Genomic DNA, 25,314 nt, shown 5'->3' with positions numbered 1-25,314 from the left:
CTGGAGGGGAGGAGCGCCTGCTCTTCCCCTCCGCAATGACGCCACCAGCAAAAGCAGCCAGATGAAGCGTTCCATTCCCTTCGAGACTTTCCGCTATGCCGCGATATTTGCGGCCATGGCGGTGACGCTGGTGCCGATCCTGTGGATGGTGTCCATGGCCTTCAAGCCGATCGCCGAATGGTCGGCGACCGGCGCCGACCTGACATGGTGGCCGAAGAACCCGACGCTCAGCAATTTCCGCTTCGTCTTCGGCGAGTCGACCAACAGCCTGATCGTCGCACTCGACCGCACAGCGCTGAAGCCGATCCTGTCGTCGCTTTTGTCGGCCGTGTTCGGCACGGCGATCGCCATGTCGGCCGGCACGGCGGCCGCCTACGGGCTATCGCGCTTCGGCTCCGGCCAGAACCTGCCGCTGGCGCTGATCCAGCTCAGGCTGTTTCCGCCGATGGCGGTGATGATCCCCGTCATGATCATGTGGGCCTTCCTGAACTTCACCGACAGCTGGTGGGGACTGGCGCTGATCTACGGCATTGTCACGCTGCCCTTCGCCTTCTGGCTGATGAAGACCTTCTTCGACGACATGCCGCGCGAGATCGAGGAAGCGGCCCTGGTCGAGGGCTGTTCGCGCCTGCGCGTCTTCACCCGCATCACGTTGCCGATGATGCGTGCGCCGCTCGCCAGTGCCGCGCTCTTCGTCTTCATCCTCAACTGGTCGGACTATCTGATCGCGCTGCTTCTGACGACGCGCGAATGGGTGACGATCCCGGTCTATATGGCGTCGCTGTCCTCCTCGATGACCGGGCAGCTCTACGGCGCCAAGGCAGCGCTCGGCCTGATCGCGGCGGTGCCGCCGGTCATCATGGGCATCGCCATCCAGCGCCATCTTGTGCGTGGGCTGACTTTTGGGGCGCTCAAGCAATGAGCGCGGCGACGGCAGCGATTTCGGGGGACGTGATGAAAGCCGTCCAGGCAAGATCGGTCCCGCGCGACGAAGGCGCAAAGCTCGGCTTTCGTTTGACGCTGCCGGCGCAGATCCTGGTGCTGTTCATTTCGGCCTTCCCACTGCTGATGCAGCTCTACATCAGCGTCACCGACTGGTCGCCGCTGTCAGGCCTCGGCTGGTGGAATGCCTGGTCGATGTGGAACAGCTTCGCCAACTACACCGACCTCGCCGCCGACGCGCGCTTCTGGAGCGCGCTGAAGCGCACGGCCGTCGTCATGATCGTCTGCGTGCCGGCGGAGTTCCTGCTCGGCCTCGCACTGGCGACATTGTTCGCCGACGATTTTCCGGGCAAGCGCATCTTCTATTCGATCCTGCTGATGCCGATGATGGTGGTGCCGGCGGTGGCGGGATACATGTTCTTCATGCTGTTCCAGTCGGGCGGCCCGGTGAACGACATATTGTCGGCGATTACGGGCACGCCGGTCACCATCGCCTGGCTGTCGGATCCGACCCTGGCGTTGATCGCGGTGATGATCGCCGACATCTGGCAGTGGACGCCGCTGATGTTCCTCATCCTGCTGGCCGGCTTGGTCGGCGTGCCGGAGGACCAGATCAAGGCGGCGACCCTGCTCGGCGCCAATCCCTGGCAGCGCTTCGTCACCATCGTGCTGCCGAAGATGAAGACGATCATCATCATCGCGCTGGCGATAAGGGTGATCGAGAACTTCAAGATCTTCGACACGCTTTACATCATGACCGGCGGCGGCCCCGGCGTCGCAACGGAAACGATCTCCGTCTACATCTACAAGGTCACCACCCAGGACCTGATCTGGGGCTATGTGGCCGCGATCGCGCTGGCCATATTGATCGTGCTGTCCATCGTCGCGGTGTTCGCCATGAAGCGCATGGCGCGGGCAAGGCAGGTGCCGGCATGAGCGCCATCCATCTCCAGAACCTGGTCAAGAAATTCGGCGACTTCACCGCGCTGAAGACGATGGACCTGGCAATCGCCGACGGCGAGTTCATGGCGCTGCTCGGGCCGTCGGGCTGCGGCAAATCCACGACGATGAACATGATCGCCGGCATGGAGGAGCCGACCGGCGGCAAAATCCTGTTCGGCGAGCGCGACATGGCCGGCGTGCCGATGGGTCGGCGCGGCGTCGGCTTCGTGTTCCAGAATTATGCGATTTTCACCCATATGACGGTGCGCCAGAACCTCGCCTACGGGCCGAGGATGCGCGGCGCGGCGAAAGCCGAGATCGACCGCCGCGTCGGCGCCATTTCGGAGCTGCTGCAACTGACGCCGCTGCTCGACCGCAAGGCCGACCGGCTGTCGGTCAACATATTGCAGCGGGTGGCGATCGGCCGCTCGGCGATCATGGAGCCAGCGATCTTCCTGCTCGACGAGCCGCTGTCGAACGTCGACGCGGCCTTCCGCGCGGTGATGCGCACCGAGCTCAAGCAATTGCAGCGCCAGTTCAGGCAGACCATGGTCTATGTCACCCACGACCAGCTCGAAGCCATGACCATGGCCGACCGCATCGCTGTCATGGACCATGGTGTTTTGCAGCAGGTCGGCACGCCGCTCGAAGTCTACAACAATCCGGCCAATGTCTTCGTCGCCCGCTTCATCGGCGCGCCGGGGATGAACCTGCTCAAGGGCAAGCCGGCGGAAAGCGACCGTGGGCTGGTCGTCGATCTCGGACCGCTGGGCATCACGCCGCCGCTGCCGGACGGGCTCGCGGCCGCCTCGCGTGGGGCGCGCGGCGAGGTGCTTTACGGCTTCCGGCCGGAGCAGGTGATGCTAGTGCAGAATGGGCAGGGTCTCGCTATGCCTGTAAGCTTCGTCGAACGCATCGGTGCGCGCACAATCGTCCATCTCGGCCAAGGCGAGGCTGCTGCAAAGGCGGTGTTCGACAATGATGTCGGGCTCTCGATCGGGCAAACCGCGATCATCGCGCCCGATGCGTCGTCGGTGCGTTTGTTTGATGCTGCCAGTGGCCAAGCGATCGAGGCGAGGGGCTGAGATGCTTGCACAAATACCCTCAGGTCGGCGCTGCCCCTCACTCTTACCCTCTCCCCGTGAAGGACGGGGCGAGGGGGGCGTCAGCGTTGCGGCCATTCCCCTTCTCCCCGTCGCTATACGGGGAGAAGGTGCCGGCAGGCGGATGAGGGGCGGCGCCAAGGCCGACAGTCTGTCCACAACCAGCAAGGCAGGTTGAGATGGCCGATATCGTCTTTCGCAATGTCACCAAGCGCTACGGCAAGACACTCGCCGTCGACGACGCCTCGTTCACGGTCAACGACAACGAGTTCTTCTGCTTCTTCGGTCCGCCGTTGTCGGGCAAGTCGACGATCCTGCGTCTGGTGCTCGGGCTGGAGACGCCTGATTCCGGAGAAATCCTGATCGGCGGCAAGTCGGTCAACGCGGTGTCGCCGGCCGAGCGCAACGTCGCCATGGTGTTCCAGAACCTGGCGCTGTTCCCGCATATGAGCGCGCTCGACAACGTCCGTTTTCCGCTGGTCGAGCGCAGGGTCGCCGAAGCCAAGATCGAAAGGCGTGTCGCCGACGTCGCGGCGAAGCTGCATATCGGCCACATCCTGCACAAGCCGCCGGCACAGCTTTCGGGCGGCGAGCGGCAGCGCGTGGCGATCGCGCGCGCGCTGGTGCGCGATCCCAATGCCTATCTGATGGACGACCCGATCTCGGCGCTCGACGCCCGGTTGCGGGAGGAGACGCGCGTCGAACTGAAGCGCATCCAGCGCGAGCTCGGCAAGACGCTGATCTACGTCACCCACGACCAGGAAGAGGCGATGTCGATCGCCGACCGCATCGCCATCCTGGAGGACGGCAGGATCAGGCAGATCGGCGCGCCGGCTGAAATCTACGACCGTCCGGCCAGCACCTATGTGGCGCGGCTGCTCGGCTCGCCGATGATGAACATATTGAAATCGGCGCGCGGCGAGGGGGGCATCGAGGCTGCCGACGGCACGATCCGTATTGCCGACAAATCCGCTCCCGCCGACGCCGTCGAGATCGGGCTGAGGCCGGAGGACATCAAGGTCAGACCGTGGCCCAATGAGGAAACAGAGGGCAGGGGCTCGGGCCGCCCGGCGCGGGTGTTCGAGGTCGAGCCGCTCGGCGGCTACACCGTGGTGACGCTCGCCGCCGGGCAGGCGCGGCTGAAGGCACTGTTGCGTGGGCAGCCCGACATCCGGCCCGATGCCATGGTGGCGATATCCTGCGAACCAGGCAAGGTGCATTATTTCGGCCAAAGCGGGGGAGCGCTGGCACGATGAATGCGGCCGCAAGAAAAGAACTTCGGGAGGATCAGATGGCAATCAATGGCTTCGAGCCGGACGTGAAGGTTCGCGCAAAGGAATACAGGATCGGCTGCGTCGGCGCCGGCATGATCATGGCCGAGTGCCATCTCGCCGCCTACAGGGAGGCCGGGTTCCCGGTGGTGGCGATCGCCTCGCGCACCAGGGCCAGCGCCGAGAAGGTGGCGACGCGCTGGGGCATTCCCACCGTGCATGACACGCCGGAACAGCTGATCGAGGACCAGAACGTCGACATCATCGACCTTGCTTTCCCGCCCGACCAGCAGCCGGCCCTGATCCGGCATGCGCTGAAACAGAAGCATATCAAGGCGATCCTGGCGCAGAAGCCGCTGGCGCTTTCGGTCGAGGAAGCGGTCAGTCTGCGCGACGAGGCGGCGAAGGCCGGCAAGATCCTCTCGGTCAACCAGAACATGCGCTACGACCAGTCGATGCGCGTCCTGAAGCAGATCATCGACAGCGGCGCGCTGGGTGAGATCGTCTTCGCGCAGATCGACATGCATGCCATCCCGCACTGGCAGAGCTTCCTCGAAGACTATGACAGGCTGACGCTCGCCAATATGAGCGTCCATCATCTCGACGTGCTGCGCTTCCTGTTCGGCGATCCCGACGAGATCACCACGCTGACGCGCAAGGATCCGCGCACGAAGTTCGACCATTCCGACGGCATCACCGTGTCGACGTTGCGCTTTCCGTCCGGCGTGCTGGCGGTGTCGCTGGAGGATGTCTGGTCCGGCCCGCGCCAGGACGGCTACAAGGACGACCAGCATATCAACTGGCGCGTCGACGGCACCAAGGGCGTCGCCAAGGGCACGATCGGCTGGCCGACGGGTTCTGCCTCGACGCTGACCTATGCCTCGGCCGAGACCACCGGCGGCGAGTGGGTCAGCCCGAGCTGGGACACGATGTGGTTTCCGCATGCCTTCATCGGCGTCATGGAACAGCTCCAGCACGCGGTGAAGACCGGCACGCCGCCGGCGCTTTCCGTCGCCGACAACGTCAAGACCATGGCGCTGGTCGAGGCGGGCTACCGCTCGATCGACGAGGGCCGCACGGTCAAGCTTTCGGAAATCTCGATCAACTGAAACCACTGACAACTGAATCGCTTACAGGGAGGAATTCACACCATGATGCAGGCAGGTATTTTTACGGGCTATTTCCCGTATGGCCTCGAGGAGACCGCGAAGAAGATCCGCGGGCTTGGCTTCAACACGGTTCAGCTCGACCTTCACTTCAGGGATGTCGACCTGTCGGCCGGGCAGATCACCAAGGACAAGGCCAAGACGGTGCGCGACGTCTTCCGCGACCAGAACCTGCCGGTCTGCTGCGTGTCGGGCTACACCAACATCATTCATCCCGACAAGGCGGAGCGCGACAAGCGCGTCGGCTACCTCAAGGAGATCATCCGCAACGCCCGTCATTTCGGCTCGCCCTACGTGATCTCGGAAACCGGCACCTACAACACCGAATCCGACTGGGTTCATCACCCCAAGAACAAGACCGAGGAAGGTTTCGAGGAATGCCGCAAGGTCGTCGCCGACCTCGCCCAGACCGCCTATGACCACGGCGCGGTCTTCCTGCTCGAAACCTATGTCAACAACGTCGTCGGCTCGGTCGAGGAGACGGTGAAGATGTTCGCGCAGGTCGACCATCCGGGTCTCGGCCTGTTGATGGACCCGACCAACTATTTCGAGACCCACAACATCGACCGCATGGACCAGATCCTGAACCAGGTGTTCGACACGCTGAGCGACAAGATCAGGATTGCCCACGCCAAGGACGTCAAGCGTTCGGGCAGCGACAAATCGGAGAAGCACGCCGACATTGGCGACGAGGACGCCATGGAAAGCCACACCTTCCGCGGTGTCGGCGAGATCGAGCTGCCGGCCCCCGGCTTAGGCTCGCTGAACTACGACCTGTATCTCCAGCGCCTGGCGCAGAAGCATCCGAACATCCCGGTCATCATCGAGCATCTGTCGGAAGACGACGTGCCGCGCGCCAAGAAGTTCCTCGACGGGAAGTTCCGCGCCAACGGTCTTTGACGATCACTCCGCGCCGCCGGCTCGCGGCGGCGCGGCCCGAAGCAAGGGAGGAAAGAATGTTGAAATTCGCTTGGAAATTGGCGGCCGCCGCGACAGTGCTCGCCGGCGTGGCGCTTGGTTCGGCCGCCCAGGCGCAGGATGGCCAGACCTTCTATCTGCTGTCGCATGGCGGTCCGTCGGATGCGTTCTGGATCGACTGGAATGCGGGTGCGACAAAAGCCTGCGACCAGCTCAAGGTGACCTGCAAGATCTCCTTCAGCGGCGGCGACATGGCGGCGCAGAAGGAGGCCTTCAATTCGGCGCTCGCCGCCAAGCCCGACGGCATCGCCACCACTTCGGCGCAGCCCGGCCTGTGGACCGAGGAGGTGAAGGCTGCCAAGGCCGCCGGCATCCCGATCGTGTTCTTCAACACCGACGATCCGGCGACCGGCCGCCAGGCTTATGTCGGCGCCGATCTCAAGGAGGCCGGCGTCGTCTGGGCCAAGTATCTGGTCGACCACAAGATGGTGAAGCAGGGCGACAAGGTGTTCCTGCCGGTCGAGGTTCCCGGTGCCAGCTACCAACAGCTGGAAACCGAGGGCATCGCCAGCGTCTTCGATCCGCTCGGCATCAAATACGACGTCGTCGATTGCGGCACCGATCCGGCCGGCATCATCGCCAAGATGACCGACTATATGGTGGCCAACAATCCGCCGGCGATCATCGCGCTCGGCGATTCCGTCGCGGCCAGCGTCAAGCGGGTGTTCGACGGCGCCGGCGTGCCGGCGGGCAAGATACCGGTTGTCGGCTGGGGCAATTCCAAGGAGACCGCCGAGGCGGTCAAATCCGGCTTCGTCAACGCGGCCGCCTGGCAATATCCGTCGGCGCAAGGCTTCATGCCGGTTGCCCTGCTCGGGCTTGCCGCCTCGGGCGAGCCGATCGGCTACGACATCCACACGTTCGGCCTTTACGACGCCTCGAGCGTCGAGCCGATCCTGAAACTCTACGACAAGTGATGTGAAACGGCGCCCGCCTGCCAGATGGCGGGCGCCGCACGAAACGCATGGTTCAGACAGTCATGGCAATCACAGCAGAAGACGATGCGCCGGGAGCAAGGGGCAGGTCCGCCCTGATGCGCTCGCCACAATTTTCTTCCTTCATCATCCTCATCATCCTGCTGGCGGTATTCGCGATCGCCGACGCCAATTTCCTGTCGCCGCTCAACATCTCCAACATGATGGCGTTCCTGCCCGAGCTCGGCATCATCGCGCTCGGCATGACGCTGCTTTTGACGGCGGGCGAGTTCGACCTTTCCGTTGGGGCGGTGTTCGGACTGGCACCGGTGGTGGTGATGCTTCTGGCGCAGAATGGCGGCGTGGATATCGGCGTCGCGCTTCTGGCCGGGCTGCTGCTGTGCATCGCGATCGGGGCGATCAACGGGCTGATCGTCACCAAGATCGGCATCTCCTCGTTCCTGGTCACGCTGTCGATGCTGCTCGTCGTGCGCGGGGCAGCGCTCTACATCACGCAGGGCTTTCCACTGAAATCCTGGGACCAGCCCGGCTTTTTCGTGACGCTGCTGGCGGGCAGTTTCAATGTCGGCTCGTTCCGCTTCTACACCTCGCTCTGGTGGTTCATCGGCCTGTCGCTGCTGGCGATCTACGTCCTGCGCTACGCCAAGCTTGGCAACTGGATCAGCGCCATAGGCAGCAATCGCAACGCGGCGGTGGCGCGCGGAGTGCCGGCCGATGCCGTCAAGATATGGCTGTTCATCGCGACCTCGGTGCTGGCCGGGCTTGCCGGCATGATCAGCGCGTTCCGCATCTCGGCCGCTTCGCCGGTGGCCGGCACCGGCTACGAGCTGGAAGTGATCGCCATGGTGGTGGTCGGCGGCACGGCGCTGACCGGAGGGCGCGGCACCATCCTCGGCACCATTGTCGGCGCGCTGATGCTGCGCGCCATCCGCAACGGCATCGTGCTGATCGGCGTGCCGGGCCTGGCCTACAACATCTTCGTCGGCGTGATCATCCTCGCCATGCTCATCCTGCACGCTCTGCTGCAGAAGAACGCCGCAAGGAGCTGACGATGGAAGTGCTTCGGCTGCAAAACCTGCAAAAATCCTTCGGCAGCGTGCGTGCGCTGAAGAACGCCTCCTTTACCCTCAACGAGGGCGAGGTGGTGGCACTGCTCGGCGACAACGGCGCCGGCAAATCGACGCTGATCAAGGCGATCTCCGGCGTATTCCCCGTCGACCGCGGCGATATCTATGTTCGCGGCGAGAAGGTTTCGATCCGTTCGACACGCGACGCGATGGACCTCGGCATCGAGACCATCCACCAGGACACGTCGCTGGCGCCGGATCTCAGCATCGCGCGCAATCTTTTCCTTGGCCGCGAGCCGGTCAATTTCGGATGGCTGGGCGTGTTCGCGCCGCTCGATCTTGCCAAACTGCGCAATGCCGCGTCCGAGTTGCTCAAGCGCGTCGGCATCTCGAAGAAGCTTGATGCCGATGCGCTGGTCTCGACTCTGTCGGGCGGCGAGCGCCAGTCGATCGCGATTTCGCGCGCCATGCAGTTTGCCGCCAAGGTGATCATCCTCGACGAGCCGACCAACAACCTCGGCGTCGAGGAGACCCATGGCGTGCTGCGCTTCGTCAAGGAGGTGCGCGACGCCGGCCATTCGGTGCTGCTCATCACCCACAACATCCACCATGTATTCCAGGTCGCGGACCGCATCATCGTCATGCGTCGCGGCGAAATCGTCGCCGAACAGACGGTTGCCGACACCGATCTTTTGACTGTGGAAAGCATCATCACCGGCGCCGACATGTCGGCCCTGCTCAAGGAGGCGAGGGCAAAGTGAAGGGCGTCGCATGGTAGAGCTTTACGGCAAGACGCTGTCGCGAAGGCAATTGGCGGAGCGCTCCGGCATGCTGTCGCAATTCGCCGGCGTGCGGCTGATGACGCTCGGTGACGGGGTGGAGCGCGGCATCCGCATGCTGGAGTTCCGCACCGGTTCGGGCCTGCGCTTCACCGCCCTCGTCGATCGTGCGCTCGACATTGCCGATTGCGATTTCAGGGGCCAGGCGATCGGTTGGCATTCGCCGAGCGGTTTTCGCCACCCGGGGCTGCATGAGTATGAGGGGGAAGGGGGGCTGGGCTGGGGCCGGTCGTTCTCCGGCCTGCTGGTGACCTGCGGCCTCGACCACATATTGGGCCGGGAAGAAGTGCCGGCCGAGAGCTACAACTACCCTGGCAAGACGACCGTGGTCCATTCGCTGCATGGCCGCATCGGCACCATTCCGGCGCGGCTGACAGGCTATGGCGAGAGCTGGGACGGCGACCGCTGCGTGCTGTGGGCCGAGGCCATCGTCCAGCAGGCGACGGTGTTCGGCGAGGACCTGCATCTCATCCGCAGGATCGAGGCCGATGTCGGGAGCAACGAGATCCGGCTGTCGGACCGTGTCGTCAATCACGGCTTCAACCGCACGCCGCATATGTATTTCTACCACATCAATGTCAGCCATCCCTTGCTCGACGAGGGTTCGCGCTATCTGGCGCCGATCCGCGACGTGGTGTGGGCGGCGCATGCCGGCGAGCGCTACGAGGCACAGAAGGTCGGCTACCGCACCGTGCCGGCGCCGCAACTTGGGTTCAGCGAGCAGGTCTGGCAGCACGAGCTCGGTGTCGACGCGGCGGGCGCGGTGCCGGTGGCCGTCGTCAACGACCGCCTCGGCCTCGGCTTCGAGGTGATTACCCGCAAGGATCAATTGCCTTGCGCCTATCAGTGGCAGAATTTCCAGGCCGGCCAATATGCAATGGGTATCGAGCCGTCGACGCATCATGTGCTCGGCAATCGCGCGGCGCGCGAGCGCGGCGAGATGATCTGGCTGGAGCATGGCGAAAGCCGCGCCTACGATGCGGTATTTCGCGTGCTGGATGGCGCCGGCGACATCGCTGCCGCGGAAAACAGGATCGCGTCGATCGCCAGGCAGCCGCAGCAGGATTATCCCAGGCCATCGGGGAATTTCCCGAGATTGGCGGGCAGGGCATGATGCGAAATGAATGCTCCGGCTGGCGGGCCGGAAACCGGAGGTCGATGTGATGGGCAAAAAGCGCGACTACAGCCTGGTCGGCGAAAGCACCCGCCTTGCGATCGAGACCGGCCTGGCCTCGGCGGAATGGTATCACACCGACGTCTCGCGCAAGGCGATAAAGGAACTGATGCAGCGTTCCGACGGGCCAGCGATCCGCGACAGCATCATCTGGATTGCCTTGATACTGGGCTCGGCCGCCGGCATCGCCTGGTTCTGGGGCACGTGGTGGGTGGTGCCGTTCCTGTTCGTCTATGGCGTGCTCTACGGCTCGTCCAGCGACTCGCGCTGGCACGAATGCGGCCATGGCACGGCTTTCCGCACCCGCTGGATGAACGATGTGGTCTACCACATCGCCTCGTTCATGCTGATGCGCAATCCCGTGCAATGGCGCTGGAGCCATGCCCGCCACCACACCGACACGATCATCGTCGGCCGCGACGCCGAGATCGCCGTCATGCGCCCGCCGGACCTCTTGAAGGCGGCGCTCGCTTTCACCGGCATCCTCGATTTTCGCTATTCGCTGCCGACACTGGTGCGCCAGGCATTCGGCAGACTGTCGGACGACGAGAAGAGCTACATTCCCGAGATGGAGCAGGGGAAGGCGGTGGTCACGGCCCGCTGGCACATCGCCATCTACGTCGCGACGGTCGCGCTGGCGCTCTACACACGGTCGTGGCTGCCGCTTGTGCTGATCGGGCTGCCTCGGCTCTACGGCACCTGGCACATGGTGATGACCGGCCTGCTGCAGCATATCGGGTTGGCCGACAATGTCGTCGACCACCGGCTCAACACCCGCACCGTCTACATGAACCCGATCAGCCGGTTCATCTACTGGAACATGAACTATCATGTGGAGCACCACATGTTCCCGATGGTGCCCTATCACGCGCTGCCCAGGCTGCACGAATTGATCAAGCACGATCTGCCAGAGCCGAACCCGTCGATCTGGCACGCCTATCGCGAGGTCTGGCCGGTCCTGCTCAGGCAGCTGAAATACGAGGATTATTACCTGAAGCGCGAATTGCCGCCGACGGCCAAGCCCTATCGCGGCGAATTCCACCAGGTCGATATGTCGGCGGCGGCCGAATAGTTTTGCCCCGGCCGCGGGCTACAATTGCGAGGAGACTGAAATGGCCGATTGGGTCGAAGCGTGCGCCGTGGACGATGTCGAGGAAGAGGATGTCATCCGCTTCGATCATGGCGGACGAACCTTCGCCATCTATCGCAGCCCGGACGACGAGTTTTTCGCCACCGACGGCTACTGCACGCATGAAAAGGCGCATCTGGCCGACGGGTTGGTGATGGACGACATCATCGAGTGCCCCAAGCACAATGGCCGCTTCAACTACAAGACCGGCCAGGCCAAGGGCGCGCCGGTCTGCGTCAACCTCGCCACCTATCCAGTGAGGATCGAAGCTGGCAAGGTGATGATCGAGATCGGCTGAGCCGCCGCCCGCTCGAGCAACGAAGGAAGAGAATTCGATGAGCCGAAAGAGACCGACCGTCGCCGATCTGCGCGCCATGAAAGGCAAGCGTCAGCTGACCATGCTGCGCGTGCTGACCATGGACGAGGCCGAGGCGGCCGAACGGGCAGGGGTCGACATCGTGTCGGTGCCGCCCGAGCTGGTGCTCAATCCGCAATATCGCGACGCAGCGCCCAGCCTGTTCACCATGCCCGGCGAGAACTTTTTCGAGATCGGCACGGCGGACGATTTCGTGCGCTGGGCCTTCCGGCTCTACAAGGCAAGCGCCGACGCGGTCTATTGCAGCGCCGGCTACGCTACGATCAAGCGCATGGCGGACGACGCCATCCCTGTCATCGGCCATGTCGGGCTCATTCCATCCCGCGCCACCTGGACCGGCGGCTTCAAGGCCGTCGGCAAGACCGCCGATACCGCCATGCAGGTGTTCGAGGCGGTCAAGCAGTTGGAGGCCGCCGGCGCCGTCGGCGCCGAGATCGAGGTGGTGCCGGTCGAGGTCGCCAAGGCGATCTCGGAGCGTACCTCGCTGATCATGCTGTCGATGGGCGCGGGCACAGGGTGCGACGCGCAATACCTCTTCGCCGACGATATACTTGGCCAGAACCGCGGCCACATGCCCCGCCACTCCAAGGTCTATCGCAATTTCGCCGCCGAATATGATCGTTTGCAGGCCGAGCGCATCGCCGCTTTCTCGGAGTACGTCGCCGACGTCAACAGCCTGGCCTATCCCGAGGACCGGCATGTCGTGCACATGGATCCGGCGGAGCTACGCCTGTTCCTGGACAAGGTCGGCCGGAGATAAGGGCCGGCTGCCAATTTCCGGTGGTGCGCGCGGCGCCAGCGTCAAGCCGCCGCGCAAGTCACCGCTTGTTCGGCAGCCATCGGCTCGAGGGGTGATCAGCCGCCGCTCACCTCCGCGCTGTCTCTCCAACGCCTCCAGGCAGATAATCGCGAAAGTTTGTTCGCCGGGCTGTGGACGCCAAAGCCCGAATGCTGTTCAAACCGATGCGCCATCGATTTGCCGGACAATTGTCCCATGCCGGCCGCACGGAAAGTTTTCACGCCAATCCCCCGCATGACAGCCATTCCCGAAAACGAAGCCTCGCCCCAATCATTGACGACGCCGGCGCGCCAGGCACGGCGCGTGGCGCTGATCGTGGCCATCGCCTTCTTCATGCAGTTGCTGGATTCGACGATCATCTCGACCTCGCTGCCGCAGATGGGCGCTTCGTTCGGCGTGCCGGCGGTGGCGATGAGCATCGGCATCACCGTCTACATGCTGACCATGGCGGTGTTCGTGCCGCTGTCAGGCTGGCTCGCCGATCGGTTCGGCGCGCGCAACATCTTCCTGGTGGCGATCGCGCTGTTCACGCTGGCATCGCTCGCCTGCGGCTTTTCGCAAAATCTCACTCAATTCGTCGCGGCGCGCGCCGTGCAGGGCCTGGGCAGCGCGCTGATGACGCCGGTCGGGCGCATTCTCGTCTTGCGCAACGCGCCGAAATCCGAGCTTCTCAACGCCACTGCGCTGATCACCTGGCCGGCACTGTTCGCGCCGGTTGTCGGGCCGGTGCTCGGCGGCTTCATTACCACCGCTCTGTCCTGGCACTGGAATTTCTTCATCAACATCCCGCTTGGGCTGGTCGGGCTGGCGCTCGTCGCCCGCTTCATTCCGGGCGACCGCGAGGCCGTGCCGAAGCCGCTCGACTGGCCAGGGTTTTTCCTGACGTCGCTGGGGCTGGCCTGCCTGCTCTACGGCCTCGAACGCATCGCGCATCCCGAGGACGGCGCCTTGCCGACGGTGGCCCTGGTCGCGGCGGGCATCGTCATCGGCTGGCTGGCGGTGCGGCATCTCGGGCGCGCGCCGCATCCGCTGCTCGATCTCTCGTCGTTCAAGGTGCAGACCTTCGCCATCTCGACGCTCGCGGCCGGCACCATTTTCCGGGTGGCGATCAACGCCACGCCGTTCCTGTTGCCGCTGCTGTTCCAGGTCGGCTTCGGGCTCAGCCCGATCGATGCGGGTATGATGATCCTCGCCTATTTCCTCGGCAATCTCGGCATGAAGACGGTGACCACGCCGACGCTGCGGCGCTTCGGTTTTCGCTCGGTCATGGTCGTCAACGGCCTGGTCGCCTCGGCGTCGATCGCTGCCTGCGCGGCCATCTCGCCGCAGACGCCGCAAGCGCTGGTGATCGGCTTGATGGTGATCGCCGGCCTCTCGCGTTCGATGCAGTTCACCGCGCTCAACACGCTGGCTTTCGCCGATATCGGCGCGGCGCAGCGCAGCTCGGCGGCGACGCTGTCCAGCATGCTCCAGCAGGTGGCGATGCTGTTCGGCGTCGCGGTGGCGGCGGCGATCCTCAATTTGTCGCAGATCGCCAGGGGCGGGACGGCGCTCGGTCTCGTCGATTTTCGAGTAGCCTTCCTTGCGATCGGTGCCATCGGCCTGGTGGCGGCATTGCGCTTTCTCGTGCTGCCGCGCGGTGCCGGCGCCGAGGTTTCAGGCCACGCGCCTGGGAATTAAAATCGGATTTCTCGATCTGAAGCGGAGATAAATTCCGCCTTGTTGCTTCGCATCGGGGCGGCGCTTTCGCGCGCCGCTTCAATGGCGCAATCAAATGCCAAAAGCGCAGGAGTTTCCGGGCGTTGCGCCAGTCTGGGCATTCGATGCGTCCACTCGATAAATATCGCCGTGAACCCGGCCACCTGAAAGCGGATTCATTTGACGAGCCGGCATCGAGCCGATTAGCTTTCGTTTTCGGGATGGCAGCGCTGCCATCGGGGCGAAAGCAGACATGAACGCGATTGGCTGGCCGAATTTCAGGAGCCTGAATCAGGAAGGCATTGTCTTTGCCATAGCGGTCGTGCTGTTCATTGCCGCGGCAATAGGCCTGCCGGGCTTCATCGATCCCAACAATCTCGTCGCAATCGTGCGCTCGGTGTCGGTGCTGGGCATACTGGCGCTCGGCATGGCGGTCGTCATCATCGGCCGCGGCATCGACCTGTCGGCGGTGGCGATCATGGCGATGTCGGTTGCCTGGTATCTGCAACTGCTCAACACCGGAACCTCGGACGGGCTGGCCTTCGTCTATGTGCTGGCCGGCGTGCTCGCCATCGGCCTGCTCAACGGCTTTCTCGTCGCCTATGCCGACGTGCCGGCCATCTTCGTGACGCTGGCGACAGGCTCCTTCGTCTTCGGCTATGTGCGCTCGCAGCTGATCACCCAGGATGCCGTGCCGGTGCCGCAGGGCCATTGGGTGGAACTGCTCGGCGGCCTGCGTTTTCTCGACATCCCCATCGAGGTGTTCGTCTTCGCGGGCCTCGCCTTCCTGTTTTTCCTGTTCCTGCGCTACACGAAATGGGGCCGCTACATCTATTTCGCCGGCGACAATCCGGTTGCCGCCCGCAACATCGGCATCCCGGTGCGGCCGATGCTGGTGCTGCGTTATGTGCTCTCGGCTTTCGTGGCGCTGATTGCCGGCCTGCTGACGGCGGCCAGCCTGCATTCGATCAACACCCGGGTCGTCAATTCGACGCTGCTCTACGACATCGTGCTGGTCGCGGTGATCGGCGGCATCGGCCTGTCCGGCGGGCGAGGCGGGGTGCGCAACGTGCTGGTGGGTGCGGCGCTGATCGGCATTCTCCTGAACGCCATGACCATCATCGACATTCCGCTGCTCTACCAGAACCTGATCAAGGCGGCGATCCTGCTGGGGGCGATCATCGTCGACGGCATCATCAATCCACGCGACGAGCAGACCGCCCAGCAGGGCGATATCTAGAGCATGATCCCGAAAAGTGGAAACCGGTTTTCGGAAAAGATCATGCTCAAACAGGAAGACTTAACCAAGCGGACGGTTGGGGCCGGCCGCGGATAACAACGACCAACCAGAGGATGTGACATGAAACTGATCAGAACATTGATGGCCGCCGCGACGGCGCTTGCCGCCACGGCCTTCGTGGCGCCAACGTTCGCCGCCGACGATCCAGGCCCCGCCGCCTATGCGCAGGCGCTCAAGGGCAAGCGCGTGATGCTGGTGCCGCTGGCGATGGGTTTCGACCTGGCACAGGGCTGGGCGCACTTTCTGAAGACGGAAGTCGAGGCCTGGGGCGGCGTGTTCGAGACGCGCGACCCGAACTGGGTCGTCGACGCCGGCGCGCAGGCGATCACCGACGCAATCTCCTCGGACACAAGGCCCGACGTGCTGATCATCCATGCGCCCGATCTCAACTCCTATTCCAAGCTGATGAAGAAGGCGCAGGCCGCCGGCACCTATGTGCTGCTGGTCGACAACCCCGCCAATTTCCCCGCCGACGCCTTTGTCGGCAGCGACTGGGATCGGCTTGGCCAGTTGGAGGCCGAAGCTGCGATCAAGGGCTGTGGTGAAAACTCGTCGAAGAAGATCGGCCTGGTGCAGGGCGACCAGGCGAATTCTTCCAGCCTTTACCAGTATGCCGGCATCATGAAGGTGCTGGACAAGCATCCCGACTTCAAGGTGGTGGCCAAGCCGGACTCCAACTGGGACGCGACCACTTCGCGCAATGTGACGACGACGATGCTGCAGCAGAACCCGGATATCTGCTCGATCATCGATTTCTGGGACGGTGACGCCACCGGCGCTTCGGCCGCGATCCGCGATGCCAAGCTCGACGGCAAGGTTTTTCTCGTCACCACCGGCGGCGGCGAAAAGGCGGCGGATTGCGACAAGCTGGCCGACGGCACCTATGGCGCGGTTGTCATGACCGACCTTGCCCGCCAGTCGGGTGACATGAACGCCATCATCAAATTCCTGCTGCAGAGCGGCCAGCCGGCCGGCACGTCGCACACCTACATCTACACGCTGGAGAAGGCGACGACCAAGGCCGACCTCAAGCCCGACAGTTGCTGGGACCTGAAGGCGCTGCAGGCCGAAGCTGCGGCGAAGTAAGCCGGCCTTCGATGCGTAACGACGAGACGGCTGGAATGTGCCTGGCGCGGTTGCTTCGAAGCAATTCTCGACCGCGGCGCTGCCCCTCATCCGCCTGCCGGCACCTTCTCCCCGTATAGTGACGGGGAGAAGAAGCGCTCCAGCGCCGGCGACCCCCTCTCCCCGTTCTTCACGGGGAGAGGGTAAGGGTGAGGGGCGGCGCCGACCTGAACGATTGCGGATGCCCCGGCCACCTCTCTTTTTTCTCTCTCGCAATAGCAGTGACCTGATGTCCTTTCGCGAACGCCTCCAGTCCTGGCGCTACAATCTCGTGCCCGACCATCTCGTCGGCGAGATCCTGACCAAGCGCTGGACCGACAATGCCATTCCGTTCCTGGCGCTGGTGGCGACGTTGGCGACCTTCGGCTCGATCATTCCGGGCTTCTTCAAGCTGACGTCGCTGCAGGAATCGACCCGCCAGCTCGGCGAATTCTCGATGGTGGTCACCGGTATGACCGTGGTGATGCTGGGCGGCGGCATCGACCTGTCGGTCGGCTCGATCTTCGCGCTGTCCTGTTTTTCCGCCGTCTACGTCTTCTTCATCCTGGAACAGTCGATATGGCTGGCGCTGGCCGCTTCGCTTGCCACCGGCCTCGTCTTCGGCGCCGTCAACGGCTATCTCGTCGGGTATCTCAGGCTGCGCGCCTTTCTCACCACGTTGGTCACCTTCATCTTCGGGCGGGCGCTGTTCGACATCCTGGTCACCACTTATGCGGCCGATGTGCAGCTTTCGACAGCCACATCGGATGTGCTCGACTTCATCGGCGACAGCACTTTCTGGGGGCTCTCCGTCTCCGTCTGGCTGGCGATCATCCTCGCCGTCGTCACCCATATCGCGCTGACGCGTTCGCGGCCGGGCTGGCATGTGCTGGCGGTCGGCGGCTCCAGGCGCTCGGCGCACAATGCCGGCATCCGCGTGCGCCGCACCGTATTCATGACCTATGTCTTCTCGGGCCTCTGCGCCTCGATCGGCGGCTTTCTCATCGCCTGCCGGCTGAGCGGCGCTGGGCCGGGCACAGGTCTCAACCTCGAGATCATGGCGCTGACGGCGGCGGTGGTCGGCGGCGTCAGCCTCGGCGGCGGGCGCGGTTCGGTGATCAAGGGACTGATGGGCGCCATCATCGTCCTGACCATGACCAACGGGCTGATCCGGCTGGGCTACGGCACCGGCACCAACCAGATGGTGCTCGGCATCATGCTGGCGGTCGCGGTGACCATCGACATCCGCTGGCTGAAGAACCGCCACAAGGTGCTGAACGAGGTCTATGTCGCGCCGGTCTATCTCAAGATGGGCGCAACGCAGTCGGCCGTGCCGGGTTCCGGCACACCCTACGAACTCGACAACCGCTTGTCGGCCGCCGATCATATCGGGCTCGGCGAGTTGGAAGGACCGGAGGATGTCATCCTCGACCGCGACGACAATCTCTATTGCGGCACGCGTCACGGCGAGATCGTCCGCTTCTTCGCGCCCGACTACGCCAGGTCGGAAGTGTTTGCCCATATTGGCGGCTTTCCGCTCGGCCTTGCCTTCGACAAATCGGGCAATCTGATCAGTTGCGTCGGCGCCATGGGGCTCTATTCCGTGTCGCCGGATCGCGAGGTGAAGCGCCTGTCCGCCGAGACGTCGCGCTCCTGGACCTCGATCGTCGACGATGCGCGGCTGCGCGACCCCAATGACTGCGACATCGCCCCCGACGGCCGCATCTATTTCACCGACTCCACCAAGCGCTATGACGCCCATGATTGGGCGCTGGACTCGATCGAGAACCGCGCCACCGGCCGGCTGCTGGTCTACGATCCGAAGGACGGCTCGACCAGGACGCTGCTCGACGGCTACCGCTACACCAATGGTGTCTGCATGGCGCATGACGGCAAGTCGCTGTTCTTCGCCGAAAGCTGGGCCTGCCGCGTGCATCGCTATTGGCTGGAAGGGCCGAAGGCCGGCATCGCCGAATGCATCATCCGCGACATGCCGGGCTATCCCGACAACATCAACCGGGCGTCCGACGGCAATTACTGGATGGCATGGCTCGGCATGCGCACGCCGAGCTTCGACCTGTCGCTGCGCCACCCCGACATGCGCAAGCGCATGACGCGCCGCCTGCCGCAGGACGAATGGCTGTTCCCCAACATCAACACCGGCGGCGTGGTGAAATTCACGGAGAAGGGCGGCATCGTCGAGGCGATGGGCGACCTCACGGGCGGCGCGCATCCGATGGTGACCTCGATGCGCGAGCACAAGGGGTATCTGTTCGTCGGCGGCATCCTCAACAACCGCGTCGGCCGCTACAGGATCTCGGGCGCCGACCCCAACTGGACCAGCCCGGCTTCCTATTGGGGAGCGAAGCCATGATCCTCGATCCGATCCTGGATATGTTCCGCGGCAAGGCCGTCACCATCCCGCCATTGGACGGCGCCTTCCGGCCCAACACGCGGCTGGACGATGCGCTTGCGTTTGCCGGATTGACCGAACCGGACAATCTGCTGGTCTCGGGTGACAGGCTGCTCGCCTCCAGCGGCAACGCCATCTATTCGCTTGCCGCCGGAACCGGGCCTGAGATTGTGGAAACTTTTCCGTCTCCCGTCACGGCGTTGTCTCGCTCGCCGTCGGGCGAACTGACGGTCGGGTTGGAAAGCAGTAAGCTGCTGATCGGCGGCAGGGAAGTCCTGTTGCCGGCCGGTATCGGCTGCATCACCGCACTTGCCTATGCCAGTGACGGCACGCTGTGGCTGGCCAATGGCTCGGCCGAGCATGCGCCGGCGCAATGGGCCGCCGATTTGATGAAGAAGGGCGCGTCCGGATCGCTTTGGAAGCGGGACGCGGCAGGCGGCGATTTCCGCAAGGTGGCTGGCGATATCGCCTTTCCCTATGGACTCCATCCCGTCGGCGGGGATGTGCTGGTGAGCGAGAGCTGGCGCCATCAGCTGGTGCGGTTCGACGGCGCGACCGGCAATCGCTCGACAGTGCTGACGCATCTGCCCGGCTATCCGGCGCGGCTGTCGCCTTCCGGCGACGACGGCGGCGCATGGCTGACCTTGTTCGCGCCGCGCAACCGGCTGATCGAGTTCGTGCTGCAGGAGACGCATTACCGGCTAGATATGATCGACCAGGTCCCGCCCGCCTACTGGATCGCGCCGACCTTGGCCTCCAGCCGCAGCTTCCTCGAGCCGCTGCAATGCGGCGGCATCCGCACCATGGGCATTCACAAGCCATGGTCGCCGAGCCGCTCCTACGGATTGGTGGTCAGGCTCGACCAGAACATGCAGCCGCAATTCAGCCTGCACAGCCGCGCCAACGGCACGCGTCACGGCATCTGCAGCGTGGCTGAGAAGGACGGCCAGCTGTTCATCGCGTCGAGGGGCGGCGACTGCGTGCTGGCTGTCGATCTCGTGTCGGGAGCTTTCTGATGGAACCGATCGTTCGTCTGGAAAACGTCACCAAGACCTACCGCGGCGTACCTGCCGTCAAGAACGTCAGCTTCGAATTGCGCAAGGGCGAAATCCACGCGCTGCTCGGCGAGAATGGTGCCGGCAAATCGACGCTGACCAAGGTCATCGCCGGTGTCGTCGACGCCAGTTCGGGCAAGATGTTCCATAAAGGGCAAGAAATCGCCTACGCCTCGCCGCATGCGGCGCTCGACGCGGGCATTGCCATGGTATTCCAGGAGACCAGCTTGGTGCCGTCGATGACGGTGGCGCAGAATCTCTATCTCGGCACCGAAAAGTTCCTCAACCGGCTGCGCGGCACCTACATCTCGGCACAGCAGTTTCTGCAATCGCTGAACTTTCCCGTCGATCCCAACGCCATGGTGGCTACGCTGGGCGCGGCCAAGCGGCAGATGGTCGAGATCGCGCGCGCCGTGCACCATAATGCCGAGATCATCATCTTCGACGAGCCGACGGCGACGCTGACGCCGGAGGAGAAGCGGCACTTCTTCGCGCTGATCCGGCGGCTGAAGGCGCGCGGCGTGTCGATCGTCTTCATCAGCCACGCGCTGGAAGAGGCGCTGATGATTGCCGACCGCATCACCATCCTGCGCGATGGCGAGTTGGTCATCACCGACGACACGGCGGCCTTCGATCGCGACCGGATCGTCGCCGCCATGGTCGGACGCACGCTATCGGGGCAGATCTATCGCCAGCGCGACGAGGCCAAGCTGCGCAAGGCGGGGAAGAAAGTTCTGTCGGTGCAGGACATCTCAATGAGCAATGTCGTGCGCAACAATTCGTTCTCGATCTTCGAAGGCCAGATCACCGGCGTGTTCGGGCTGATCGGTTCCGGCCGAACCGAGACCTTCAAGATCGTGTCCGGCATCTATAAGCGCGACTTCCTGCGCGGCGGGGCGATCGAGCTGGACGACCGGCCGGTGCGCTATCTCGTGCCCAGCGAAGCGGTGGCCGACGGCATCGTCTACGTCACCGAGGATCGCAAGAGCGAAGGCATTTTCGAGACCATGGGCGTTGCCGAGAACCTGTTCGGCGGTCTCTTGGCCGCGGGCCGGGAAAACGCCTGGGTAATCAACCAGCAGGAGATGCGCGCGCTGTCGGCCGAATGGACCAAGACGCTGAACATCAAGGCGATCAACGGCAATGCGCGCGTGGTGGAGCTGTCCGGCGGCAACCAGCAGAAGGTGGTGATCGGCAAGGGGCTGGTGCAGAGGCCGCGCATCGTCATCTTCGACGAGCCGACGCGCGGCGTCGATGTCGGCGCGATCGCCGAGATCCACCAGATCATCAACCGGCTGGCCGACGAGGGCCTCGCCGTCGTCGTCATCTCGTCCTACCTGCCGGAGATCATGAACCTGTCCGACCGCATTCTCGTCTGCCGCCAGGGCCGCATCGTCGAGGAGTTTTCACCGGCGGAGGCGACGGAGGAGAAGATCATGTACGCGGCGGTGCATTAGAGTGTGCCGGTATTCAGGTGAGGCCGGCCTGCAAACGCCGGCTTCCTGCGCTTCCGGTGCTCACGTACGAATAGTACGCTCCGCTCCGGTTCTCGGAATCCGCCGTTTTCGACTCGGCCTGACCTGAATCTCGACACACCCTCGTGGTGCCGTTTGTACCGCAAAAGGGGGATTAGCGAATTAAGTGAATGGATTGGCGGCGGCTGTTCAGCGTCCGATTCAATCGTCTGGCATCGAGAAACGAAAGGAAACGCCATGGCCACCACAAAACTCCTGAGCGATGCCGAGGTCGAAAAAAATCCGGCTGTGAAGGCCGTGTTCGACGACATCCGCACGACGCGCAAATCCGATTTCGTCAACAATTTCTGGCGCGGGCTGGCCAATGATCCCCCGGCGCTGAAGCGGGTGTGGGAACAGCTGAAGACGGTGATGGTCGCCGACAGCGCCATCGATCCACTGACCAAGGAGATGATCTACATCGCGGTGTCGACCGCCAATGGCTGCTCCTACTGCGTCCATTCGCACACGGCGGCAGCGCGGGCCAAGGGCATGACCGACGCCCAGCACGGCGAACTGGTGTCGATCATCGGGCTGGCGGGGCAGACGAACCATCTGGTGACGGCGATGCAGATTCCGGTCGACCCGCAGTTCGAGGTGAAGTAAGGCGCGCAATTACACCGGCCGATAAACTTTCTCCGCCGTGTTCCAGAAGATATCGGCCTCCGCCGCCGAGCCGTGCCTGGCCACCGCATCGCGGTGCGCCTTCATCAGTTCGGCATGGCTGGTCCAGAGCTTCTCGATGGGAAAGTTCGAGCCGAACATCAGATGGTCGCTGCCCAGGATATCGATCGCGTTGTCGACGATGTAGCCGATCAGTTCGGGATCGTTGCGGTGGACGAAGGTGCCGAGGCCGGACAGCTTGGCGTAGAGATTGGGCGCCGCCGACAGTGCGCGCAGGCCGGCTTTCCACCCTTCGGTGGTTTCCGGTTCCATGCCGGTCAGCATGCCGGCGTGAGTCAGGATGAAATTCGTCTCCGGGTTCTCGCCGACCAATGTCAGCCCGTCCTTCATCTGGGCCGGGAAGAGCTGCAGGTCGAAGGACAGGCTGTAATCCTTCAGCCTGGTAATATTGGCGCGGACCTTCGGGTCGATCACCTGGTCGGCCGAGGCGGCGAAGCGGAAAGCCGGGGTCTCGTGCCAGTGGAGCTGCATGCGCACGCCGCGCAGCAGCGGGTACTTTTTGAGCCGGTCGATCTGGGGCCTGACATCGTCGACGGTCATGTCGGCGTAGCCGATGATGGCATGCGGCCAGCCGGTCTCGCCTGCGGTCTTCTGCAGGAAGGCGACTTCCTTCTCGAAATCCTCCTTGGCCCAGTTGGTCTGGACATAGACCGCCTTCTCCACGCCTGAGCCCTCTTGGTCGGCGAGGAACTCTTCGATCGGGTAGTCGCGGCGGATCGGCTCGTAGGGCCCGAAGATGCGCGGCACCATCGGTCCGAGCAGCCAGGGCTGGTCCTTTTGGCGCCAGATGTGGAAATGCGCGTCGATTGCCTTCTGCATCACGAAACCCTCTTCCAGATTGTCGCCGCCGCCGGGGCCGGGCGGGCGAGCGACAGGATGAAATCGGCGAGGCCGGCAAGCGACGAGCCGTCGACCAGATCGTCGAGGTCGGGCAGAATGGCGCGAAGTGCCGCCGTCGCCGGCCGGAAGCGCGGATCGCCGGCCAGCGGCGTCGCCAGCGACAGCCGGAAGGCGCGGGCGCTCAGCCGGCGCATCGCGGTTTGCAACTCGGCATGGTCGCCGCGCTCCAGTGCGTCCGAGAGGATGACGATAGCGGCACCGCGCGCGAAGGCAGAAAAGCGCGGCACAGAGAGGAAAGCGAGCAGCGTTGGCCCCATGCGCGTGCCGCCGTCCCAGTCGTCGACCTGCGCGGCGGCGCGGGCCAAGGCCTGTTCGCGGTCGCGGACACGCAGAGCCGTGGTGATACGGGTCAGCCGCGTGCCGAAGGTGAAGATCTCGGCGCGGTCCGCTCCCTGCACAGCGGCATGCGCCAGCTTCAGATAATCGGCCGTGTGCAGCTTCATCGAGCCGGAGACGTCGATCAAGAGCAGCAGCTTGCGCGGCACGGTCTGGCGACGGCGCAGCAGCGGCGAGGGGACATCGCCATCGGCGGCGACGATTTCCCTGAGCGACCGGCGCAGGTCGAGCTTGCCGCGCGAATGGGTGCGCACGGTGCGGAAGGAGCGGCGGGCGGGCAGGGCGCCCGGGAGCTTGCGGCGAAAGGCGGCCAGCCCGTCGTCGCCGCGATGGAAATCACGGGTGCTCAATTGCTCCCGGGCCGAGGATAGCTCGCCGCCTTCCTGGCTGTGCTCCGCTTCGATCCGCTCGTCGTCGGCGCCGCCATCATCCTTGATGCGGGTCTCTTCGTCGGCCTCGTCTTCGACTACGGCCGAAGTGTTGCCGTAGAAGTGGCTCTGGAAATGCGCTTCGAATTCGTCGCGGCGGTCGGGCGGCGGCGCCAGCGTGGCGAGTGCCGCCTCGCGTATGTCGGCCATCGAGCGTGGCCCGAGCAATGTCACCGCCTGCATGAAGCCGGTGATTTGCTCCGGTGCGACGGCAAAGCCATAGTGTCGCAGCAGCCGGCCGAAGCCGAGCAAGGGGGCTGCCGCGTGGGGTAACGCGCTCACGCCAGCGCCTCCTCGACGATGCGGCCAAGTTCCGGCGCGATATAGGACAGGTCTTCTTCGTCCTTGATTAGTACGCCGATGGCGCGGCGAAAGGCTTGCGGCCACGGGCTGCCGCCTTTTTCCAGGATGGTCGCCGCATTGGCCCATTCGACGGCCTCGGCGATGCCAGGCGGCTTGGCCAGCGGGCGCGCGCGAATGGTCTGCACCGCCGCCGCCACGGCGCGCGCGGTGGCCTCGGCGACATCGCCGGCGCGCAGCATGATAATGGCCGCCTCGCGCTCGGCGTCGGGATAGCCGATCCAGTGATAGACGCAGCGGCGGCGGAGCGCCTCGGCGAGCTCGCGGGTGCGGTTCGAGGTCAGGATGACGATTGGCTGCGCGGCGGCGCGGATGGTGCCGCGCTCGGGAATACTGATCTGGAAGTCGGAGAGGAATTCCAGGAGCAGGGCTTCGAACTCATGGTCGGAACGATCGATCTCGTCCACCAGCAACACGCGTTGTTCAGGCGCTTTCAACACTTGCAACAGCGGCCGCGCGATGAGGAAACGGTCGTCATAGATGTCGATCTCCTGCTCGCCGGCGTGGCGGATGGCGAGCAGCTGGCGCTGGTAGTTCCACTCGTAGAGCGCATGCGCGGCGTCGATGCCTTCATAGCATTGCAGCCGCACCAGATTGCGGCCGAGCAGTTCGGCGATCGCCTTGGCCGCTTCCGTCTTGCCGACGCCCGGCGCGCCTTCGAGCAGCAGCGGCTTGCCGAGCCGGATGGCCAGGAAGATGGCTGTCGAAAGGCTGTCGTCGGCCAGATAGCGTGACGCGGCGAGGCGCTCCGCCACCGCCTCCGGCGAGGTCGCGACAGTCTCGGCATTCACCTCCGGCATC

General features: G+C 64.1%; 24 protein-coding genes. 20 read left to right on the top strand and 4 right to left on the bottom strand.

From position 1 onward, the window contains the following. Nucleotides 1-61 precede the first annotated feature (61 nt). The 13 genes from NKI49_RS13995 (at nucleotide 62) to NKI49_RS13935 (ending at nucleotide 12,682) form a co-directional block, all read left to right on the top strand. The gene (locus tag NKI49_RS13995) at nucleotides 62-922 is read left to right on the top strand and encodes a carbohydrate ABC transporter permease (RefSeq protein WP_352600662.1); all 861 of its coding nucleotides are present in this window, start codon (nucleotides 62-64) and stop codon (nucleotides 920-922) included. After that, on the top strand, nucleotides 919-1,878 hold the full coding sequence (locus NKI49_RS13990; protein ID WP_352600664.1) for a carbohydrate ABC transporter permease: 960 nt from the start codon (nucleotides 919-921) through the stop codon (nucleotides 1,876-1,878). Before NKI49_RS13995 ends, NKI49_RS13990 begins: the two co-directional genes overlap by 4 nt. Next, a complete protein-coding gene (locus NKI49_RS13985) occupies nucleotides 1,875-2,969 on the top strand; it encodes an ABC transporter ATP-binding protein (RefSeq protein WP_352600666.1) in 1,095 nt (364 codons plus the stop codon). The genes NKI49_RS13990 and NKI49_RS13985 overlap by 4 nt, the downstream gene beginning before the upstream one ends. 197 nt (nucleotides 2,970-3,166) lie before the next feature. Beyond that, complete coding sequence (locus NKI49_RS13980) at nucleotides 3,167-4,243, top strand: ABC transporter ATP-binding protein (RefSeq protein WP_352600669.1); 1,077 nt, start codon at nucleotides 3,167-3,169, stop codon at nucleotides 4,241-4,243. 35 nt (nucleotides 4,244-4,278) lie between these two features. Further along, nucleotides 4,279-5,367, top strand: coding sequence for a Gfo/Idh/MocA family protein (locus tag NKI49_RS13975; protein ID WP_352600671.1), 1,089 nt, complete (start codon nucleotides 4,279-4,281; stop codon nucleotides 5,365-5,367). A 42-nt stretch (nucleotides 5,368-5,409) separates the two neighbouring features. Next, nucleotides 5,410-6,324, top strand: a complete 915-nt coding sequence (locus NKI49_RS13970) for a sugar phosphate isomerase/epimerase family protein (protein WP_027025334.1) — start codon at nucleotides 5,410-5,412, stop codon at nucleotides 6,322-6,324. A 56-nt stretch (nucleotides 6,325-6,380) separates the two neighbouring features. Continuing rightward, nucleotides 6,381-7,319, top strand: a complete 939-nt coding sequence (locus tag NKI49_RS13965) for a sugar ABC transporter substrate-binding protein (RefSeq protein ID WP_352600673.1) — start codon at nucleotides 6,381-6,383, stop codon at nucleotides 7,317-7,319. Nucleotides 7,320-7,381: 62 nt separating this feature from the next. Continuing rightward, a complete protein-coding gene (locus NKI49_RS13960) occupies nucleotides 7,382-8,386 on the top strand; it encodes an ABC transporter permease (protein ID WP_352600675.1) in 1,005 nt (334 codons plus the stop codon). Continuing rightward, on the top strand, nucleotides 8,383-9,165 hold the full coding sequence (locus NKI49_RS13955; protein ID WP_352600863.1) for an ATP-binding cassette domain-containing protein: 783 nt from the start codon (nucleotides 8,383-8,385) through the stop codon (nucleotides 9,163-9,165). The genes NKI49_RS13960 and NKI49_RS13955 overlap by 4 nt, the downstream gene beginning before the upstream one ends. A 10-nt stretch (nucleotides 9,166-9,175) precedes the next feature. Next, nucleotides 9,176-10,357 (top strand): aldose 1-epimerase family protein, encoded by a 1,182-nt coding sequence (locus tag NKI49_RS13950; RefSeq protein WP_352600677.1) that lies wholly within the window; start codon nucleotides 9,176-9,178, stop codon nucleotides 10,355-10,357. Nucleotides 10,358-10,406: 49 nt separating this feature from the next. Continuing rightward, the gene (locus NKI49_RS13945; protein WP_352600864.1) at nucleotides 10,407-11,489 is read left to right on the top strand and encodes a fatty acid desaturase family protein; all 1,083 of its coding nucleotides are present in this window, start codon (nucleotides 10,407-10,409) and stop codon (nucleotides 11,487-11,489) included. 40 nt (nucleotides 11,490-11,529) lie between these two features. Further along, nucleotides 11,530-11,844 carry a MocE family 2Fe-2S type ferredoxin gene (locus tag NKI49_RS13940; protein ID WP_352600679.1) on the top strand — a complete coding sequence of 105 codons (315 nt, stop codon included), beginning with the start codon at nucleotides 11,530-11,532 and terminating at the stop codon, nucleotides 11,842-11,844. 37 nt (nucleotides 11,845-11,881) lie between these two features. After that, nucleotides 11,882-12,682: a 3-methyl-2-oxobutanoate hydroxymethyltransferase gene (locus NKI49_RS13935; RefSeq protein WP_027025341.1), complete on the top strand. Its 801-nt coding sequence runs from the start codon at nucleotides 11,882-11,884 to the stop codon at nucleotides 12,680-12,682. Between the two features lie 95 nt (nucleotides 12,683-12,777). Here the strand turns inward: NKI49_RS13935 and NKI49_RS13930 are convergent, their stop codons facing one another. Further along, nucleotides 12,778-13,080 carry a hypothetical protein gene (locus tag NKI49_RS13930; RefSeq protein ID WP_352695652.1) on the bottom strand — a complete coding sequence of 101 codons (303 nt, stop codon included), beginning with the start codon at nucleotides 13,078-13,080 and terminating at the stop codon, nucleotides 12,778-12,780. On the opposite strand from NKI49_RS13930, the gene NKI49_RS13925 reads away from it, so the two are divergent. The 7 genes from NKI49_RS13925 (at nucleotide 13,025) to NKI49_RS13895 (ending at nucleotide 22,411) form a co-directional block, all read left to right on the top strand. After that, on the top strand, nucleotides 13,025-14,401 hold the full coding sequence (locus NKI49_RS13925; RefSeq protein ID WP_502908777.1) for a DHA2 family efflux MFS transporter permease subunit: 1,377 nt from the start codon (nucleotides 13,025-13,027) through the stop codon (nucleotides 14,399-14,401). The genes NKI49_RS13930 and NKI49_RS13925 overlap by 56 nt on opposite strands. Before the next feature lie 271 nt (nucleotides 14,402-14,672). Then, complete coding sequence (locus tag NKI49_RS13920; RefSeq protein WP_352600682.1) at nucleotides 14,673-15,659, top strand: ABC transporter permease; 987 nt, start codon at nucleotides 14,673-14,675, stop codon at nucleotides 15,657-15,659. Nucleotides 15,660-15,779: 120 nt separating this feature from the next. Further along, nucleotides 15,780-16,805: a sugar ABC transporter substrate-binding protein gene (locus tag NKI49_RS13915; protein ID WP_352600684.1), complete on the top strand. Its 1,026-nt coding sequence runs from the start codon at nucleotides 15,780-15,782 to the stop codon at nucleotides 16,803-16,805. 268 nt (nucleotides 16,806-17,073) lie between these two features. Beyond that, on the top strand, nucleotides 17,074-19,197 hold the full coding sequence (locus NKI49_RS13910; protein ID WP_352600686.1) for an ABC transporter permease: 2,124 nt from the start codon (nucleotides 17,074-17,076) through the stop codon (nucleotides 19,195-19,197). Further along, a complete protein-coding gene (locus tag NKI49_RS13905; protein WP_352600688.1) occupies nucleotides 19,194-20,252 on the top strand; it encodes a hypothetical protein in 1,059 nt (352 codons plus the stop codon). The genes NKI49_RS13910 and NKI49_RS13905 overlap by 4 nt, the downstream gene beginning before the upstream one ends. Further along, nucleotides 20,252-21,748 (top strand): sugar ABC transporter ATP-binding protein, encoded by a 1,497-nt coding sequence (locus tag NKI49_RS13900; RefSeq protein WP_352600690.1) that lies wholly within the window; start codon nucleotides 20,252-20,254, stop codon nucleotides 21,746-21,748. Before NKI49_RS13905 ends, NKI49_RS13900 begins: the two co-directional genes overlap by 1 nt. Before the next feature lie 255 nt (nucleotides 21,749-22,003). Beyond that, nucleotides 22,004-22,411: a carboxymuconolactone decarboxylase family protein gene (locus NKI49_RS13895; RefSeq protein WP_352600692.1), complete on the top strand. Its 408-nt coding sequence runs from the start codon at nucleotides 22,004-22,006 to the stop codon at nucleotides 22,409-22,411. Between the two features lie 9 nt (nucleotides 22,412-22,420). On the opposite strand, the gene NKI49_RS13890 is transcribed toward NKI49_RS13895, so the two are convergent. The 3 genes from NKI49_RS13890 to NKI49_RS13880 are packed head-to-tail and all read right to left on the bottom strand — an operon-like array spanning nucleotide 22,421 to nucleotide 25,313. Next, entirely contained in the window at nucleotides 22,421-23,308 is an 888-nt protein-coding gene (locus NKI49_RS13890; protein WP_352600868.1) for an amidohydrolase family protein, read from the bottom strand. Beyond that, nucleotides 23,308-24,435, bottom strand: coding sequence for a vWA domain-containing protein (locus NKI49_RS13885; RefSeq protein ID WP_502899499.1), 1,128 nt, complete (start codon nucleotides 24,433-24,435; stop codon nucleotides 23,308-23,310). The genes NKI49_RS13890 and NKI49_RS13885 overlap by 1 nt, the downstream gene beginning before the upstream one ends. Then, nucleotides 24,432-25,313, bottom strand: a complete 882-nt coding sequence (locus NKI49_RS13880) for an AAA family ATPase (RefSeq protein WP_352600694.1) — start codon at nucleotides 25,311-25,313, stop codon at nucleotides 24,432-24,434. The genes NKI49_RS13885 and NKI49_RS13880 overlap by 4 nt, the downstream gene beginning before the upstream one ends. Nucleotide 25,314: the final 1 nt, after the last annotated feature.

The sequence above is a fragment of the Mesorhizobium sp. M0587 genome (assembly GCF_040320945.1).
In the GTDB taxonomy this organism is placed as follows: domain Bacteria; phylum Pseudomonadota; class Alphaproteobacteria; order Rhizobiales; family Rhizobiaceae; genus Mesorhizobium.
This window is presented reverse-complemented; position numbering and strand designations above follow the sequence as displayed.

What these genes read in the sequence shown, in the direction of transcription:
- NKI49_RS13995 (WP_352600662.1), top strand. Translation starts at nt 62, where the DNA reads ATGAAGCGTTCCATTCCCTTCGAGACTTTCCGCTATGCCGCGATATTT.
- NKI49_RS13990 (WP_352600664.1), top strand. Translation starts at nt 919, where the DNA reads ATGAGCGCGGCGACGGCAGCGATTTCGGGGGACGTGATGAAAGCCGTC.
- NKI49_RS13985 (WP_352600666.1), top strand. Translation starts at nt 1,875, where the DNA reads ATGAGCGCCATCCATCTCCAGAACCTGGTCAAGAAATTCGGCGACTTC.
- NKI49_RS13980 (WP_352600669.1), top strand. Translation starts at nt 3,167, where the DNA reads ATGGCCGATATCGTCTTTCGCAATGTCACCAAGCGCTACGGCAAGACA.
- NKI49_RS13975 (WP_352600671.1), top strand. Translation starts at nt 4,279, where the DNA reads ATGGCAATCAATGGCTTCGAGCCGGACGTGAAGGTTCGCGCAAAGGAA.
- NKI49_RS13970 (WP_027025334.1), top strand. Translation starts at nt 5,410, where the DNA reads ATGATGCAGGCAGGTATTTTTACGGGCTATTTCCCGTATGGCCTCGAG.
- NKI49_RS13965 (WP_352600673.1), top strand. Translation starts at nt 6,381, where the DNA reads ATGTTGAAATTCGCTTGGAAATTGGCGGCCGCCGCGACAGTGCTCGCC.
- NKI49_RS13960 (WP_352600675.1), top strand. Translation starts at nt 7,382, where the DNA reads ATGGCAATCACAGCAGAAGACGATGCGCCGGGAGCAAGGGGCAGGTCC.
- NKI49_RS13950 (WP_352600677.1), top strand. Translation starts at nt 9,176, where the DNA reads ATGGTAGAGCTTTACGGCAAGACGCTGTCGCGAAGGCAATTGGCGGAG.
- NKI49_RS13945 (WP_352600864.1), top strand. Translation starts at nt 10,407, where the DNA reads ATGGGCAAAAAGCGCGACTACAGCCTGGTCGGCGAAAGCACCCGCCTT.
- NKI49_RS13940 (WP_352600679.1), top strand. Translation starts at nt 11,530, where the DNA reads ATGGCCGATTGGGTCGAAGCGTGCGCCGTGGACGATGTCGAGGAAGAG.
- NKI49_RS13935 (WP_027025341.1), top strand. Translation starts at nt 11,882, where the DNA reads ATGAGCCGAAAGAGACCGACCGTCGCCGATCTGCGCGCCATGAAAGGC.
- NKI49_RS13930 (WP_352695652.1), bottom strand. Translation starts at nt 13,080, where the DNA reads ATGATCGTCGAATCCAGCAACTGCATGAAGAAGGCGATGGCCACGATC.
- NKI49_RS13920 (WP_352600682.1), top strand. Translation starts at nt 14,673, where the DNA reads ATGAACGCGATTGGCTGGCCGAATTTCAGGAGCCTGAATCAGGAAGGC.
- NKI49_RS13915 (WP_352600684.1), top strand. Translation starts at nt 15,780, where the DNA reads ATGAAACTGATCAGAACATTGATGGCCGCCGCGACGGCGCTTGCCGCC.
- NKI49_RS13910 (WP_352600686.1), top strand. Translation starts at nt 17,074, where the DNA reads ATGTCCTTTCGCGAACGCCTCCAGTCCTGGCGCTACAATCTCGTGCCC.
- NKI49_RS13905 (WP_352600688.1), top strand. Translation starts at nt 19,194, where the DNA reads ATGATCCTCGATCCGATCCTGGATATGTTCCGCGGCAAGGCCGTCACC.
- NKI49_RS13900 (WP_352600690.1), top strand. Translation starts at nt 20,252, where the DNA reads ATGGAACCGATCGTTCGTCTGGAAAACGTCACCAAGACCTACCGCGGC.
- NKI49_RS13895 (WP_352600692.1), top strand. Translation starts at nt 22,004, where the DNA reads ATGGCCACCACAAAACTCCTGAGCGATGCCGAGGTCGAAAAAAATCCG.
- NKI49_RS13890 (WP_352600868.1), bottom strand. Translation starts at nt 23,308, where the DNA reads ATGCAGAAGGCAATCGACGCGCATTTCCACATCTGGCGCCAAAAGGAC.
- NKI49_RS13880 (WP_352600694.1), bottom strand. Translation starts at nt 25,313, where the DNA reads ATGCCGGAGGTGAATGCCGAGACTGTCGCGACCTCGCCGGAGGCGGTG.